The following is a 15993-nucleotide window of genomic DNA, read 5'->3' on the forward strand; positions in this document are numbered from 1 at the left end:
GGGCGCGCGTGTTCACCCGGAGCCCGGAGGGAATGTCCTCCGGGCTTCTCGCGTTCCGGGTAGCAGGAAGTTCAACATTCAACTAGACTTGCCGCACAAGGAGGTACCGACATGCCTGCAGTGACTGTCGAGAACCCGCTCACCCTCCCGCGTGTGGGCACCCCGGCCGACGCGGTGGCCCGCCCCGTGCTCGCCGTGACGACCGCGCCCGGCGGCTTCGAGGGGGAGGGCTTCCCGGTCCGCCGCGCGTTCGCCGGGATCAACTACCGCCATCTCGACCCGTTCATCATGATGGACCAGATGGGTGAGGTGGAGTACGCGCCGGGCGAGCCCAAGGGAACGCCCTGGCACCCGCACCGCGGCTTCGAGACCGTCACCTACATCATCGACGGCATCTTCGACCACCAGGACTCCAACGGTGGTGGCGGCACGATCACCAACGGCGACACCCAGTGGATGACGGCCGGCTCCGGTCTCCTCCACATCGAGGCGCCGCCGGAGTCCCTCGTCGTCTCGGGCGGCCTCTTCCACGGCATCCAGCTGTGGGTGAACCTCCCGGCCGCCGACAAGATGATGGCCCCGCGCTACCAGGACATCCGCGGCGGCCAGGTACGGCTGCTGACCACCCCCGACGGAGGCGCGCTGCTCCGCGTCATCGCCGGTGAGCTGGACGGGCACGAGGGCCCCGGCATCACGCACACCCCGATCACCCTCGTCCACGCCACGGTCGCGCCGGGCGCCGAGGTCACCCTGCCGTGGCGGGAGGACTTCAACGGGCTGGCGTACGTGCTGGCCGGGCGCGGCGGTGTCGGCACCGACCGGCGGCCCGTGCACGTCGGGCAGACCGCGGTCTTCGGCGCCGGTTCCTCGCTGACCGTCCACGCCGACGAGCGGCAGGACGCGAACACCCCGGACCTGGAGATCCTCCTCCTCGGAGGCCGTCCGATCCGGGAGCCGATGGCGCACTACGGGCCGTTCGTCATGAACACCCGCGAGGAGCTCCAGCAGGCGTTCGAGGACTTCCAGAAGGGCCGCCTGGGCACGGTCCCCGCGGTGCACGGGATGACCGAGCAGGGCCCGGCCGGGAGCTGAGCGCGCGCGAGAAGAGGGAGGGGGCGGTCCCGCCGGGGCCGCCCCCTCCCTCTCTGTCCTCCCTGGTCACCCGAGCGGGGGTCCGGGCGGGGCGGAGCCGCCGGGTGCGTGATCGGCTGGGGGCGTGCAGGTGCTCCCCGAATCCGTGCGGCGGTTCGCCGCCTGGTGCCTCGTGGCGCTGCTCGTCGCCGGGGTCGGCTGGGTGGTGGTGCGGCTCTGCGCGGTGTTCCGCCCGGCCGTCGTCCCCGTGCTGCTCGCCCTGCTGGGCGCGGCACTGCTCGCCCCGCTGCACCGGCGGCTGGTCGGGGCGGGGCTGCACCGGTCGCTCTCCGCGCTGGTCACCTGCATCGCGGTCGTCGCCGTGGTGGGCGGCGCGCTCTACGTCGTCGTCTCCTCGCTGATCGACAACGGCGCCCAGATCATCGACTCGGTACGGAAGGCGGCGCTGGACGTCGCCGGGCGCCTCGGCTCGTCCGGGACCTCGCTGAACTCGCTCGCCGACGAGGCACGCAAGCTGCTCGGCCGGTTCAGCGGCAGCGCGGTGTCGAGTGTCGTCACCGGGGTCGGCTATGTCAGTGAGACCGTCGCCACGGCGCTCCTCGCGCTGCTGCTCGTCTTCTTCTTCCTGCGCGACGCCGACCGTGCCGTACGGGGGCTGCGCGCGCTCGCCCCGTACGACAGCGCCGACACCGTGGAGGCGGTGGCGCGGCGGGCCTTCGGCGCGGTGGAGGGGTTCATGCGGGGGACCACGTTCATCGCGCTGATCGACGCGGCCCTCATCACCGCCGGGCTGCTGGGACTGCGGGTGCCGGGTGCGGTCGGGCTGGGGGCGCTGGTGTTCGTGGGCGCGTACATCCCCTACCTGGGCGCGTTCCTCTCGGGGCGCGGTGGCCGTACTCGTGGCCTTCGCCGACCGGGGGTTCGCGGTGGCGGTGTGGGCGCTCGGGGTGATCGTCGCCGTGCAGCTCATCGAGGGGCATGTGCTGCAGCCGGTGATCCAGAGCCGTACGGTGCGGATGCATCCGGCGGTGGTGCTGGTCGTCCTCGCCGCCGGGGCGTCGGTGGCCGGCATCCTCGGCCTGCTCCTGGCGGTTCCGCTGACGGCGGCGGCGTTCGGGGCGGCGCACGAGGTACGGGAGAGAGGAAGGGCGGAGGAGGTACGGGACACAGGAGCGGCGTAGGCAGTACGGGACACAGGAGCGGCGTAAGGAGGCACGGGCCCGGGACGGAGCGACGTGGGAGGCCGGACCGCTAGGGCCTGTTGCGAAAGTCCCGTCGTCCGCCCGGGGGCAGGCGGGACTTTCGCAACAGGACCTAGGTCCGTTCCCGCTCCCGCCCCCGTTCGCGTTCCCGCTCCCCTTCCCACTCCGTTTCCCGCTCCGTTTCCCGCTCCCGCAGCTCGAACCAGATGGTCTTCCCTTCCCCTCGCGGATCCACCCCCCACCTGTCCGCGAGGAACTCCATCAGCACCAGTCCCCGCCCCGAGGACGCCAGTTCCCCCGGGTCCCGCTTGTGCGGCAGATCGTCGCTGACGTCGGTGACCTCGACGCGCACCGTACGGCGGTGGCCGCGAAGGCCGGGGCCGCCGCGGCCGATGACCTCCGCCACCAGCAAAGCGTCCGCGTCCGTGTGCACGAGCACGTTCGTCAGCAGCTCGGAGAGCAGCAGCACCGCCGAGTCGACCTGGTCCGCCGACGCCCAGTCGTGCAGCAGCTCGCGCAGTTGGTGCCGGGCCCCGGCGATGCGCTCGGGCTCGGCCTGCGCGACGCCCAGCACCGCCCGCCGCACCGTCCGCCGCGTGCCGTCCGCGGCGCCCGCCCCGTCGCAGCCGCCCCCCGGTCCCGTCCGGCACAGCAGCAGTACCGCGATGTCGTCCTCGCGGCGGTCGGCCAGCGGGCCGGTGCTGTGGTGGGAGGAGGGTCCGTGCACGCCCTGCACCAGGGAGTCGGCGAGATCCTCCAGGTCGCCGTCGTGCCCCTCCAGGATGAGGCGCAGGCGCCGCCACCCCGTGTCCAGATCGTGTCCGCCGGTCTCGATCAGGCCGTCCGTGCACATCAGCAGGGTCTCGCCGGGCTCCAGGACCAGCCGGGTGGTCGGGTAGTCGGCGTCCGGGTCGATGCCGAGCGGCAGCCCGCCCGAGGTCGGCCGCAGCAGGACCGTCCGGTCGGCCATGCGGACGGCGGGGTCCGGGTGGCCGGCGCGGGCGATCTCCAGCATGCCGGTCGACGGGTCCACCTCGATGTACAGGCAGGTCGCGAAGCGCGGGTCGGAGCCGTCGTCGCCGTGCGTCATGTCGCCGTGCGTCATGCCGTGCAGGAAGCGGGAGGCGCGGGTGAGGACGGCGTCGGGGCGGTGGCCCTCGGAGGCGTAGGCGCGCAGGGCGATCCGGAGCTGGCCCATGAGCCCCGCCGCGCGCACGTCGTGGCCCTGGACGTCGCCGATGACCAGCGCGAACCGGTTCCCACCGCCGGGCAGCGGGATCATGTCGTACCAGTCGCCGCCGACCTGGAGGCCGCCGCCGGTCGGCACATAGCGGGCGGCGATCCTCATGCCGGGGATCTGCGGGCCGAGCCGGGGCAGCATCGAGCGCTGGAGCCCCTCGGTCAGCTCCCGCTCGGACTCGGCGGCCACCGCGCGGGACAGCGCCTGCGCGAGCATCCGGGCCACCGTGGTGAGGACCGAGCGCTCGTCGGGGGTGAAGGCGACCGGGTAGGTGAACGCGGCCATCCAGGCGCCCATCGAGCTGCCCGCGACCGTGAGCGGCAGGAACGCCCACGACTGGCGGCCGAAGCGGGCGGCGAGCGACCAGGAGGCGGGGTAGCGGGCCTTGTACTCGGCGGGCGAGGAGAGGTAGACGGCGCGGCCGGTGCGGATCACCTCGGCGGCCGGGTAGTCGGTGCTCAGCGGCATGTCGACGAAGGGGCCCTCCTCACCCGGGTCCTGCCCGTGGTGGCCGACCACGGTCAGATGGTCGCCCTCCATGCCGAACACGGCCTGGCCGTCCGGGGTGAAGCCGGGCATGGACAGGCCCGCCGCGACCCGCAGGACCTCCTGGGTGGAGCGGGCCTCGGCGAGCGCGCGCCCGGCGTCCAGCAGGAACGCCTCGCGCGAGCGGCGCCAGTCGCCGGGGTCGGAGGTGTGACCCGCGGCGCGCGGGCCGGCCTCGCCGACCTCCTGCAAGGTGCCGACCAGGCGGTACCCGCGGGTGTCCGGGTCGGGGACGGGGCGGGAGCGGCTGCGGACGATGCGCAGGACCCTGCCGTGCTCGTCCATGACGCGCAGTCGCTTCTCGGAGACGGTGCCCTCGCTGAGGGCGAGCTGGACGATCGCGTCCACCTCGCTCCAGTCCGCCGGGTGGAAGCGCGCCCGGATCGCGGCCTCGCTGAGCCTGGCGGGCGCCGGGGGCAGCCCGACCAGTCGCGCCGTCTCGGCGTCGAGGACGGCGCGACGTTCGGCGTCGTCCCAGCACCACACCCCGGTGGCGAGGGACTCCAGGACGTCCCCCACGGCGGGCAGCGGCTCACCAGTGCGCATTCGTCCACTGTAGGAACGAGTGATCGGACGCTGCCACCGCTGCCGAAGCGGTACCGCCGGTGCCGTCCCGGCCTCTTCCTCACCGGGAAGGGGGGAGAGCGGGCCTCGGGTGCCCGGTACGCTGGGGGGTGTTTCACGTGAAACACCCCACCGTGCACCCACGGTGCGGTCGCGGGCGGCAGACCCGCCCGTCACGACCCCGATCCGCGAAGGCTGGATGAACGACGATGCATCGGTACAGGTCCCACACCTGCGGCGAGCTCCGCGCCTCTGACGTCGGCTCCGACGTCCGGCTGAGTGGCTGGCTGCACAATCGGCGCGACCTGGGCGGCATCCTCTTCATCGATCTGCGCGACCACTACGGCATCACCCAGCTCGTGGCCCGCCCCGGCACCCCCGCGTACGAGGCCCTGGACAAGCTGTCCAAGGAGTCCACCGTCCGTGTCGACGGCAAGGTCGTCTCGCGCGGCACCGAGAACGTCAACGCCGAGCTGCCCACCGGCGAGGTCGAGGTCGAGGTCGGCGAGGTCGAGCTGCTCGGCGCGGCCGCCCCGCTGCCGTTCACGATCAACACCGAGGACGGGGTCAACGAGGAGCGGCGCCTGGAGTACCGCTTCCTCGACCTGCGCCGCGAGCGCATGCACCGCAACATCATGCTGCGCACGGCGGTCATCTCCGCCATCCGGCACAAGATGGTCGCGATGAACTTCAACGAGATGGCGACGCCGATCCTCACCGCCACCTCCCCCGAGGGCGCCCGCGACTTCGTCGTGCCCTCCCGCCTCAACCCGGGCAAGTTCTACGCCCTGCCCCAGGCGCCGCAGCAGTTCAAGCAGCTCCTGATGATCTCCGGCTTCGACCGCTACTTCCAGATCGCGCCCTGTTTCCGCGACGAGGACGCCCGCGCGGACCGTTCGCCGGGCGAGTTCTACCAGCTCGACGTGGAGATGAGCTTCGTCGAGCAGGAGGACGTCTTCCAGCCCATCGAGAGGCTGATGACGGAACTCTTCGAGGAGTTCGGCGGCGGTCGGCACGTCACCTCGCCGTTCCCGCGCATCCCGTTCCGCGAGGCGATGGCGAAGTACGGCTCGGACAAGCCGGACCTGCGGGCCAAGCTGGAGCTGGTCGACCTCACCGACATCTTCGCGGACTCGCAGTTCAAGGCGTTCGCGGGCAAGCACGTGCGCGCGCTGCCCGTGCCGGACGTCGCCGCCCAGCCCCGCAAGTTCTTCGACCAGCTCGGTGAGTACGCGGTCGAGCAGGGCGCGAAGGGCCTGGCCTGGGTGCGGGTCGCCGAGGACGGTTCGCTGACCGGCCCGATCGCGAAGTTCCTCACCGAGGAGAACGTCGCCGAGCTGACCAAGCGGCTGTCGCTGGCCGCCGGGCACGCGGTGTTCTTCGGCGCGGGCGAGTACGACGAGGTCTCGAAGATCATGGGCGCGGTGCGGGTCGAGGCCGCCAAACGCGCCGGGCAGTTCGAGGAGAACGTCTTCCGATTCTGCTGGATCGTCGACTTCCCGATGTACGAGAAGGACGAGGAGACCGGGAAGATCGACTTCTCGCACAACCCGTTCTCGATGCCGCAGGGCGGCATGGACGCCCTGGAGAACCAGGACCCGCTGGACATCCTGGCCTGGCAGTACGACATCGTCTGCAACGGTGTCGAGCTGTCCTCCGGCGCGATCCGGAACCACGAGCCGGACATCATGCTCAAGGCGTTCGAGATCGCCGGCTACGAGCACGAGACGGTGGAGCGCGAGTTCGCGGGCATGCTGCGCGCGCTGCGCTTCGGCGCCCCGCCGCACGGTGGCATCGCCCCGGGTGTGGACCGCATCGTCATGCTGCTCGCCGACGAGCCGAACATCCGCGAGACCATCGCCTTCCCGCTCAACGGCAACGCCCAGGACCTGATGATGGGCGCGCCGACGGAGCTGGAGGAGACCCGGCTGCGGGAACTGCACCTGACGGTGCGCAAGCCGCAGGCGAAGTAATTCCTCGGCGCCCGCGCGGCAACGCGGAATTCCGTTTTTCTCGCGCGCGGTAAACGGCGTGCGGCGAAGGGGCGGCCCGGCAGGGCCGCCCCTTCTCTATGCCTGATTCTGCGTCCCCGCGGCTGTCAGAAGCCGCAGTACACCCCGCTGCCGTAGTCGCTCAGCAGGTCGTCGCGGACCCAGCCGTAGACGCCCGTGGAGTCGTTCCTCAGGTACGTCCAGGTGTAGTCGCCCGCGACGGTGAAGCAGTGGTAGTCCAGCCGCTGCGTGTTGTACGCGATCCCGTTGATCGCACAACCGGTGCTGGAACCACTGCGCTCGTTGGCCCCGTCGGCCGTCTTGTTCCAGGCGCTGCCGTCCTTGTCGGCGACGGTCTTGCCGCAGGACGCGGACGCCGAGGCCGGCGTGGTGGCCAGTGCGATCGGCAGGCTCGCGGCAATCGCCACGAGTGTCGGCAGCACGACTGCGAATCGACGCTTCATTGATCCCCCATCGTCGTTTTTCTGTCGTTTGTTGCTGCCGCTACGATTCGACTTCGTTCATGCTGAGGAAATAATTCCGCCACAGGTTGTCCAGTTCCTTTCGTTGTGTGTCCTGAAAGGCATGGAGGGGGAATAGGACATTCCTGTGACATTGTGGAACGGGTGACACCGGACGGCCGGAAGGTGGGAACGGCCGGAAATATACGCCCGAGGAACACCCTGGTCGCCCTGGATCCACGGATTCCGCAATTCCCCTTTCCGGCAGTCGGCGGAGGAAAGTCGTCCGTATCCGCCCCTGATCAGCGGCCGGGTGTTTCCGGTACGTTGTGGAATCCCCGTCGAAGGAGTCGCGTTGCCCGCTCGCATACTCGTCGCCGAGGACGACGTGAAACAGGCGCAACTGATCCGCATCTACCTGGAGCGGGAGGGACACGACATACAGGTCGTGGCCGACGGACGCTCCGCGATCGACCGCGCCCGCGCGTCCCGGCCGGACCTGCTCGTCCTCGACGTGATGATGCCGCACGTCGACGGGCTCGACGTCTGCCGCGTCCTGCGCGCCGAGTCCCGGGTACCGATCCTGCTGCTGACCGCGCGCAGTACCGAGGAGGACCTGCTGCTCGGCCTCGACCTGGGCGCCGACGACTATCTGACCAAGCCGTACAGCCCCCGCGAACTCACCGCCCGGGTACGGGCGTTGCTGCGCCGGGCGCGGCCCGACGAGGGGGAGCGGCCGGCCGTCCTCACCGTGGGTGACCTGGTGATCGACACCGCCCGCTTCGAGGTGCGGGCGGCGGGCGAACCGGTGCCGCTCACCGGCAAGGAGTTCGCGATCCTCGCCCTCCTCGCGGCCGAACCGGGCCGTGTCTTCACCCGCGCCCAGATCATCGACCGTGTCTTCGGCTTCGACCAGCAGGTCCTGGAGCGCACCGTCGACGCCCACGTGATGAACCTGCGCCGCAAGCTGGACGGGGGGCGCGGGGGCCCCCGCCACGTCGAGACGGTGTACGGCCGCGGCTACCGCCTGGCGACGACGGATCCCGGGTACCGGGACCGGTCTTCGTACGGAGGGCCGGACCCGGACCCCCGGGACCGGCCTTCGCACGGCGGGCGGTGAGGACCGTGAGTTTCCGGCTGCGCGTGCTCGCCCTGCTGGCGCTGATCGCGCTCACCGCCACCGGCGCCACCGCCTGGCTGACCCTGCGGCAGGCCACCAGCCAGGTGAAGGAGTCCGTGGCGGCCGGCCGCCAGGACGTCAGCCGGATCACCGAGCGACTCCAGGCTTACGGCTTCGCGCACGGGACCTGGGACGGCGTCTCCCCCACCGTGCGCACGCTGGCGAAGGACACCGGGCAGCGCATCCGCGTCGTCACCGACAACGACACGCTGCTCGCCGACTCCGACGCCCTCGCCGGCCGCACCCCGCGCGCACCCGGCGGACAGCCGCCGGTCGTCGTCGACCCCCGGCCCCGGCTGCGGATACCCGCCGGACCGGTGCGGCGGGCCTCGGTCAAGCGGACGGTGACCGCAGTCGCCGAGTACCGCTCCGCCCTCGCCTACGCCACCTGCCTCACCCGGGCCGGCGCCACCGTCACCGCCCGCCCCGACGCCCTCGGCATCCCCAAGGTCACCGCCGGCTCGCCCACGGCGCACTGCGCCGCCTCCGACCCCGGCGCGGACCCGCGCGCCGGGGAGGACCACCAGGCCCTGGCCCCCTGCGCCGACGAGACGACGGACGCGCGGTTCACCGCCTGTCTGCGCCGGGTCTTCGCCGAGCGCACGGCCGCGCTCGCCCCGCCGCGCCTCCAGGTCGGCCTCGGCTTCCGCGGCGAGGCGCCCGCCGGGCTCGCCGCCGCCCCCACCGTGGCCGTCGCCGCGGGCGTCGCCCTCCTCGCCGTCCTGGGCGCGCTGCTGCTCAGCCGGGCCGTACTGCGGCCGGTGCGCGCCCTGACCTCGGCCGCCCGGAGCCTCGGCGAGGGCGAACTTGCGCGCCGGGTGCCGGTGTCCGGGCGGGACGAGATCGCCGAGCTCGGCCGGGCCTTCAACCGCATGGCCGCGTCCCTCCAGTCGGCCGAGGAACGCCAGCGTCGGCTCACCGGCGACATCGCCCACGAACTGCGCACCCCGCTGGCCAACCTGCGCGGCTATCTGGAGGCGCTGCGCGACGGCGTCGTCGACCCCTCGCCCGAACTGCTCGACTCCCTGCACGAGGAGGCGATGCTCCAGCAGCGCATCGTCGACGACCTCCAGGACCTGGCGTTGGCCGAGGCGGGCGCGCTCACCTACCACCGGGCCGACGTCGGCCTCGGAGACCTCCTGGAGGCCGCCCGCACCGCGCACACCGCCCAGGCGGAGGCCGCCGGGGTGACGCTGCGGACCGAGGTGCCGTACCCGGTGCACGTCCACGCCGACGCCGACCGGCTGCGGCAGGTGGTCGGCAACCTCGTCGGCAACGCCCTGCGCGCCACCCCGCCCGGGGGCACGGTGACCCTCTCCGCCGGACAGCACGACGGGGCGGCCGTGCTGCGGGTGGCGGACACGGGCAAGGGCATCCCGGCGGAGCAACTCCCCCACCTGTTCGACCGCTTCTGGCGCGCGGACGCGGCACGGGGGCGGGCGACGGGGGGCAGCGGGCTGGGCCTGTCCATCGCCAGACAGATCGTCGCGGACCATGGGGGGACTGTGGCGGTGGAGAGCGTGGTGGGAAGAGGCACCACTTTCACAGTGACGCTGACGGCAGCGCCCTGAGGCGCCGTCCCGTCCGGCCGGTGCGACGACGGCCTGCCGTCCTCCCCGCGAGCGAGGGCGGACGGCGGGTTCGGTCGATCAGCCGGTTCAGCCTCCGCAGCCACTGACCGAGTAGGAGGACACCGCGTTGTCGTAGGAGAACAGGAGTTCCTGCGTCGCGCCCGCCGGGATGCTCCAGTGGTAGCCGCGGTAGTCGCCATCGGTGTAGATGCAGACCTGATCGGAACTCAGGTTCCACACCGAGCTGATCCGGTCGTTCCAGTCGGACCTGATGTACTGGACGTCCCCCGGAGAGACCTCAGTTGTCGCTTGTCGAGGGCATCCGGGGCGCAAGACCCTTTTCGCGCGCACATGGTTCACGCAAGTGACGCAGATCATGATCAGCGGAGGAGGTGGGTCCGTGGCGTCCTCGCGGCGTGAAGCGGCGCGGAGCTGTGCCGTTCCGCAGCTCCGTCAGCGCGGCGTCACGGCCCCGCCAGCGCCTCCGTCGGGGCCAGGCGCCCCGCCCGCACCGCCGGGTACAGCCCGGCCACCGCCCCGATCAGGAGCGTCACCCCGAGCCCCGCCGCCGTCGCCCACACGGGCACCTCCGTCGGCCAGCCCCGTACCGCGGCGAACACCGCGGTGATCGCCGTCCCCAGCACCGTGCCGCCCAGGCCGCCCAGCGCCGACAGCAGCAGCGACTCCGACACGAACTGCCCGCGGATCTGCCCGCTGGTCGCCCCCAGCGCGCGCCGCAGGCCGATCTCGGGCCGGCGTTCCAGTACCGAGATGACCATGGTGTTGCCCACCCCGACCCCGCCCACCAGCAGCGCCACCGAGCCGAGGCCGAGGAGCAGTCCGGTCAGCGTGGACTCCGTGGCCTCGCGGGCGGCCAGCGCGTCCGAGGGCCGGGAGACCAGCACCCCGCTCGGCTTCTCGGGGTTGGCGGTGGCCGCGAGGACGTCGCGCACGGCGCCGACCCGGTCGTCGCGGGTGCGTACGTACACCGTCGAGGGGTGCCCGTCGAAGCCCAGGTAGGTGCGGGCCGCCTGCCGCCCGACCAGCGCGGAGCCGTCGATCTCCGGTGCGAGCGGCACCGGGTCGAGCACGCCGACCAGGGCGAACCACTGGCCGCCGAGCCACAGCCGGGTGCCCGGCGTGTGGACGTCGAGCCGGCGGGCGGCCTGCGCGCCGAGCACGACCGCCGGGTACTCCTCGGTCGCCTCCGTCAGCCACCGTCCGGTGCGCAGTTCGCCGCCGACCGCGGGCAGCAGCCCGGACCAGGCCGCGGCCACCTCGATGCTGCCGGTGCGGCCCACGGGGATGTGCTCGTTGCGGTAGACGGCCGCGTCCTTGACAGCGCCGGTCGCCGCGACCCGCTCGACCGGGCCGATGCGCCGGATCATCGGCACGGACTCGGCGGGCAGCCGGGTCGTCGCCCCGTCGGGGGTCTGGCCGGGCGCCACCCGCAGCATGTTGGTGCCGAGCGCGTCCAGGCGGCGGTCGACCTCGGCCCGGCTGGAGGAGGAGATGCCGACGACGGCGACCATCGCGGCCACACCGATGGCGATGCCGAGCGCGGAGAGGAAGACGCGCAGCGGCCGGGTGCGCAGCCCGGTGCCGCCGAGCCGGACGAAGTCGGCGGGGCGCAGCCGGGCGGGGCGCAGCGCCTCGTCCGCGTCCCGTCTCCCGGAGCGTCGCCTCATCGTCCGGCCTCCGTTCCCGCAGGCGTCGCCCGTGCGCTGTCGGCGACGATCCGGCCGTCCCGCATCTCCACCCGGCGGTCGAACTCCCGCGCCATCTCCCGGTCGTGGGTGATGACGACGACCGTCGTGCCCGCCGAGTGCAGTTCGCGCAGCAGGGCGAGGACGGCGGCGCCGGACGCCGAGTCGAGGTTGCCGGTCGGCTCGTCGGCGAGGAGCAGCGCGGGTTCGCCGATCACCGCGCGGGCGACCGCGGCCCGTTGCCGCTCACCCCCGGAGAGCTGGTGCGGGAGGTGGCCGAGCCGGTGGTCGAGCCCGACCCTCGCCAGCGCCCGCGCGGCCCGGCGCCGCCGCTCGCGCATCGGCACGCCGGTGTACAGCAGCCCGTCGGCGACCGTGTCGAGCACGGGAACGCCCACCGCGAGGTGGAACTGCTGGAAGACGAACCCGATGCGCTGCGCCCGCAGCGCGGACAGCTCGCGGTCGGACAGCCCGGCGACCTCGTACCCGTCGATCGCGACCCGGCCGGCGGAAGGCCGGTCCAGGGTGCCCATCAGATGCAGCATCGTGGACTTGCCCGACCCCGACGGGCCGACGAGACAGGCGAGTTCGCCGTACCGGACGGTCAGGTCGACGCCGTCGACGGCGGTGACACCGCCCGGGTAGCTCTTGGACACGCCCTCGAACGCGACGACGGTGCCGGGAGCGACCCCGGCGAGCGACGCGGCGTCGGGCACGGGGGACTCCTCGGTCCTCACTTCGGGATCCTCACCTTCATGCCCTCGTGCACGGCGGGACCGCTGACCTCGACCCGCCCGCCCGCGAACAGCCCGGTCCTCACGCCGACGAACCGGCCGGCCACGGAGTCGCCTTCGCTTCCCTTCTGGCCCTTCTCCCCGCTGTCGTCCGCGAGTTCGAGGCCGTACCCGCCCTCGGCGAGCGCGGTCAGCGCGGCGACGGGGACGGTCAGTACGTTTTTCCGCTCCTTCTCCGTGTGGCGGACGGTGACCGGGCCGCTCTGCAGCCGGCCGAGGGCGTCCTGGTCGTCGAAGGTGATGACGACGGAGACGGTGGCGGCCTTGCCCCCGCCGCCGCCCGAGCCGCCCCCGTCGTCCCCGCCGCCCGTGCCCTGTGCACCCTCCGCGCCCTCGTCCCCACCGCCGGACGAGGCGGAGGCGGACGAGCCGAGGCTCGCGACGGTGCCCGTGACGTCGTGCCCGTCGGGCAGCTGGACGGAGACCTCGCTGCCACGCCGGGCCCAGTCGGTGTCGTTGGCGGGGGCGCTGACGGTGACCATGCGGGAGGTGCTGGTGTAGCTGACGGGGTTGCCGGAGGCGGCGTCCCCGACGCGGGCGCTGGTCCCGGAGATCCGGACCGGTCCGGACGCGTACACGACGTCACCGGCGCCGACGCGGCCGGTCCGCGGCAGCCCGAGGTCCGCCTGCCAGCGCTTGACGGCGGCGGCGGTGAGCTCGGTGTACGACTCGTCGACGGTGAACCCGGAGTAGCCGAGCGCACTGAGGTTCGACTCGAACTGCTTGACGTCCATGCCGTGCAGGGGCCGGGGCGTGGCCGCCGGGGCGGTGGTGGTACCGGAGGAGGCGGTCCCGGTGGTGCCGGAGGTGCCGGCGGTCCCGGTGTCGCCGGTGGTACCCGTCTTGCTGCCGGTCCCGGTATTCGTGGCGCCCCCTGTCCCACCACCATCGGCACCACCGTCCGACGAGCCGGACGCACCGGACGCGCCCTCCCCCGTGTGCTCCTCCGTACGGGCCGCCGGCTGCCGCACCCCCAGCTCCCGGTACATCGGCAGGCTGCCGTACAGCAGCACCACCGGCCGGTCGTCGACGCGCAGCACCTGCTGTCCCCGCCGTACGGTCGTGCCGGTGGCCGGCAGCCAGGTCACCGTGCCGTCGGCCTTGACCGGGAAGGGCACCTGGGGCCCGTGCCCGAGCTGCCCGTCGATCTCGGTGCGGTCGGTGAGGGTGGCCCGGGTGACCTCGACGACCTGGCTGTCGCGTCCGGGCGCCGCCCCCTCGTCGGCCCCGCCGTCCCCGCCGAGGCCCAGCGCGCCGACGGTGACGACCACGGCGACGGCCAGGACCCCGGCGCCGATCAGCAGCGTCCGGCGCCGCCGCCGACCCGGGATGCCGCCCGCGATCCCGGCCTCGACACCCTTGCCCTCGTCTTCGCCCTCTCCCTCGACGAGGTTCTCCTCCGTGAGGTGTTCCATGGCTCCGGCCCCGCCCCGTCAGCCCTTGGCCGGGGGCGCGTCGGCCGGGACGCCGATGATCGAGGCGCACTTCCGGGTGGCCCGCTTGGCCCCGGCGGTGGCCGAGTCCCAGGTGACGTCGCGGAAGTGACCGCTGTCGTCGGTGTCGGGGAAGTCGGGAGCGCCGTGCTCCTGCATGCAGGCGGCGTACTTCTCGTTCTTGCGGATCTCGTCCTTGGACAGCTCCGGCTGCTGCGCCTTCTCGACGCTCTCCGGGACCGGCACGCTGAGGTCGGCGCACTTCTCCTGCGCCTTCAGCGCTTTCGGGTCGCGCTTCCACTTGGACTGGTCGCCGAGGTCGACCTTGCCGCGGGCGTCCGGGTCGGGCGCGTCCAGCCCGGCCTTGCGCAGGCAGTCGACCCACTTGCGCTGGGCGTCGACGTAGTCGGCGAGCTCCCCGGAGGAGTTCTTCGACGCACCGGCGGAGGTCTTGCCGCCCCCCGCCGAGGCGACCTCGCCGTCATCGCCCCCGCCGCCCCCGCACCCGGCGACGAGGAGCACCGCCACCCCCGCGACCCACATCCGCACCCCGAACCGCCGCGCACCCATCCCCACGACCTCCTCCGCACCCGCTCGACCGACCGAACGGCGACGAAGGTAGAACGCCACCCATGAAGAACCCATGAAGAACCCGTCAAGAACCGTCGCGGCTCCGGGTCTTCGTCGTGGTGGTGCGCGGCTCAGTCCCGCCAGGCGTCGACCACGTCCCGCGCTCCCCACACCAGTCCGACCGCGTCGCCGGCGGTCACCGCATCCGCCGTGCCGGAGAGCGACACGACGGCGAGGCGCGCGGGCCCCGGCTCGAAGCCGGGGATCTCGGCGGCACCCCGCGTGAGTGCGGCCAGGTCGTGCCGGTCGAACGGCGAGCCGAGCCACTTCACGGATCCGGCGAAGAAGACGGTGCCGGCGACCGGCGCACGGTCGGCGCCGACGAGGTCGATCTCGGGGGAGAACCGGCGGTTCCACCAACCGCCGACCGCTTCCGTGTCGGGCCAGGGGAAGTCGGCGTCGGCGGCCGCCAGTTCGAGCGCCTCGCGGACGAGCGGCTCGACGGCCCGCCCGCGCCAGGCCGCCCACCGCCGCTCGACCACGCGGTACGCGGCCTCGGGGCGGCCCCGCCGGGACAGCGCCTGCGCGGAGCGCAGCGCGGCGAGGTAGAGGCGCAGACTGCTGTCGGCCACCCGGTAGAGGGCGGGCTTGCCGGGGCTGACGGACAGGGGCGCGTCCGAGGCGAGCACCTGCTTCTCGTCGGTGAGCCGCCGCAGCAGGGGGGACAGTATCCCGGAGGGCAGCGCACCGCTCCGGCTGCCGGCGGTCGCGGCGATGTTCGCGTGCGTACGGTCACCGCTCCCCACCGCCTCCAGGACCCGGCGGGCCTGGTCCGGTGCCGGGAACTCGGCCATGAGGGAGGCTTCGGGGACGCCGAAGAGCGGCGACGCGGGGTCGGCGCACTCGGCTTGTACGAAGTCGAGGGCGGGGGTGGCGTGCGGCCAGGCGCGCAGGATGCCGGGCAGTCCGCCGGACACCAGGTGCGCGTCGACGGCGTCGGCCGCGTCCAGGCCGAGGGCGTCGCCCGTCTCGGCCACGTCGAGCGGGCCGAGGATCATGCTGTCGGCCCGGCCGTAGAAGGGCCGGTCGTACGCGGTGAACCGCTCCATCATGTGCAGATCGCTGCCGAGCAGCAGCAGGAGCACGGGCCGGCCGGCGAGCAGCCGGTCCCAGGCCGTCTGCAACGCCCCGTCGAACACGGGGTCCTGCTCGGCGAGCCACGGCAGTTCGTCGAGGACGACGACGCAGGGCGAGTCCGGCAGTACGGCGGCCAGGAGGCGAAAGGCGTCGGACCAACTCGTGGGCGCGCGTGTCGGCAACAGCTCGGGATCGACGGCGAGCGAGGACTCCTTCAGCTCGGTGAGGAAGTCGGAGATCCCCTCCACGGAGGAGGCGCCCTTGGTCGCGGTGAAGAACACGTACGGCCGCCCGGCCCGGTCGCAGAACTCCTGCACGAGCCGCGACTTCCCCACCTGCCGCCGTCCTCTCATGGCGACGGCGGTCCCGGCGCCGGTGGCGGTGACCCGGTCGAGCCGCTTCCGCAAGGCCGCCAGCTCGGTCCGGCGACCTACGAAGGGGGTGGCCATGGCGTGCTCCAGTGGGTAGCAGTAGGTAGATCGAATCTACGTAGATTCTATCTACCC

Annotated in this window: 12 protein-coding genes and 1 pseudogene; 5 read left to right on the forward strand and 8 right to left on the reverse strand. The window is 73.0% G+C overall.

The window, feature by feature from the left end; translation table 11 throughout:
• Nucleotides 1-111 precede the first annotated feature (111 nt).
• The gene (locus tag QFZ64_RS18215; RefSeq protein WP_307067021.1) at nucleotides 112-1092 is read left to right on the forward strand and encodes a pirin family protein; all 981 of its coding nucleotides are present in this window, start codon (nucleotides 112-114) and stop codon (nucleotides 1090-1092) included.
• A 124-nt stretch (nucleotides 1093-1216) separates the two neighbouring features.
• A pseudogene (locus tag QFZ64_RS18220) lies at nucleotides 1217-2273 on the forward strand (AI-2E family transporter).
• Between the two features lie 133 nt (nucleotides 2274-2406).
• Here QFZ64_RS18220 and QFZ64_RS18225 read toward each other — a convergent pair.
• Nucleotides 2407-4626 carry a SpoIIE family protein phosphatase gene (locus tag QFZ64_RS18225; RefSeq protein ID WP_307067023.1) on the reverse strand — a complete coding sequence of 740 codons (2220 nt, stop codon included), beginning with the start codon at nucleotides 4624-4626 and terminating at the stop codon, nucleotides 2407-2409.
• A gap of 227 nt (nucleotides 4627-4853) precedes the next feature.
• Between QFZ64_RS18225 and aspS the strand changes: the two genes are divergently transcribed.
• Complete coding sequence (aspS, locus tag QFZ64_RS18230; RefSeq protein ID WP_307067025.1) at nucleotides 4854-6617, forward strand: aspartate--tRNA ligase; 1764 nt, start codon at nucleotides 4854-4856, stop codon at nucleotides 6615-6617.
• 125 nt (nucleotides 6618-6742) lie between these two features.
• On the opposite strand, the gene QFZ64_RS18235 is transcribed toward aspS, so the two are convergent.
• Entirely contained in the window at nucleotides 6743-7099 is a 357-nt protein-coding gene (locus tag QFZ64_RS18235; protein ID WP_307067027.1) for an SH3 domain-containing protein, read from the reverse strand.
• A 352-nt stretch (nucleotides 7100-7451) separates the two neighbouring features.
• Here QFZ64_RS18235 and QFZ64_RS18240 point away from each other — a divergent pair, with 352 nt between their 5' ends.
• Together QFZ64_RS18240 and QFZ64_RS18245 are read left to right on the forward strand one after the other, a co-directional pair.
• A complete protein-coding gene (locus tag QFZ64_RS18240) occupies nucleotides 7452-8216 on the forward strand; it encodes a response regulator transcription factor (RefSeq protein WP_307067029.1) in 765 nt (254 codons plus the stop codon).
• Nucleotides 8217-8221: 5 nt separating this feature from the next.
• On the forward strand, nucleotides 8222-9847 hold the full coding sequence (locus QFZ64_RS18245; protein WP_307067032.1) for a cell wall metabolism sensor histidine kinase WalK: 1626 nt from the start codon (nucleotides 8222-8224) through the stop codon (nucleotides 9845-9847).
• A gap of 87 nt (nucleotides 9848-9934) precedes the next feature.
• On the opposite strand, the gene QFZ64_RS18250 is transcribed toward QFZ64_RS18245, so the two are convergent.
• From QFZ64_RS18250 to QFZ64_RS18275, 6 genes are all read right to left on the reverse strand, one after another.
• Nucleotides 9935-10225 carry a peptidase inhibitor family I36 protein gene (locus QFZ64_RS18250; protein ID WP_307067034.1) on the reverse strand — a complete coding sequence of 97 codons (291 nt, stop codon included), beginning with the start codon at nucleotides 10223-10225 and terminating at the stop codon, nucleotides 9935-9937.
• An 86-nt stretch (nucleotides 10226-10311) separates the two neighbouring features.
• Entirely contained in the window at nucleotides 10312-11535 is a 1224-nt protein-coding gene (locus tag QFZ64_RS18255) for an ABC transporter permease (protein ID WP_307067036.1), read from the reverse strand.
• Entirely contained in the window at nucleotides 11532-12269 is a 738-nt protein-coding gene (locus QFZ64_RS18260; RefSeq protein WP_307067038.1) for an ABC transporter ATP-binding protein, read from the reverse strand. The genes QFZ64_RS18255 and QFZ64_RS18260 overlap by 4 nt, the downstream gene beginning before the upstream one ends.
• A 17-nt stretch (nucleotides 12270-12286) precedes the next feature.
• The gene (locus QFZ64_RS18265) at nucleotides 12287-13762 is read right to left on the reverse strand and encodes a peptidoglycan-binding protein (RefSeq protein WP_307067040.1); all 1476 of its coding nucleotides are present in this window, start codon (nucleotides 13760-13762) and stop codon (nucleotides 12287-12289) included.
• Between the two features lie 18 nt (nucleotides 13763-13780).
• Nucleotides 13781-14350 carry a hypothetical protein gene (locus QFZ64_RS18270; RefSeq protein ID WP_307067042.1) on the reverse strand — a complete coding sequence of 190 codons (570 nt, stop codon included), beginning with the start codon at nucleotides 14348-14350 and terminating at the stop codon, nucleotides 13781-13783.
• A gap of 131 nt (nucleotides 14351-14481) precedes the next feature.
• A complete protein-coding gene (locus QFZ64_RS18275; RefSeq protein WP_307067044.1) occupies nucleotides 14482-15936 on the reverse strand; it encodes an ATP-binding protein in 1455 nt (484 codons plus the stop codon).
• Nucleotides 15937-15993 lie beyond the last annotated feature (57 nt).

The sequence above is a fragment of the Streptomyces sp. B3I8 genome (genome assembly GCF_030816915.1).
GTDB lineage: Bacteria > Actinomycetota > Actinomycetes > Streptomycetales > Streptomycetaceae > Streptomyces.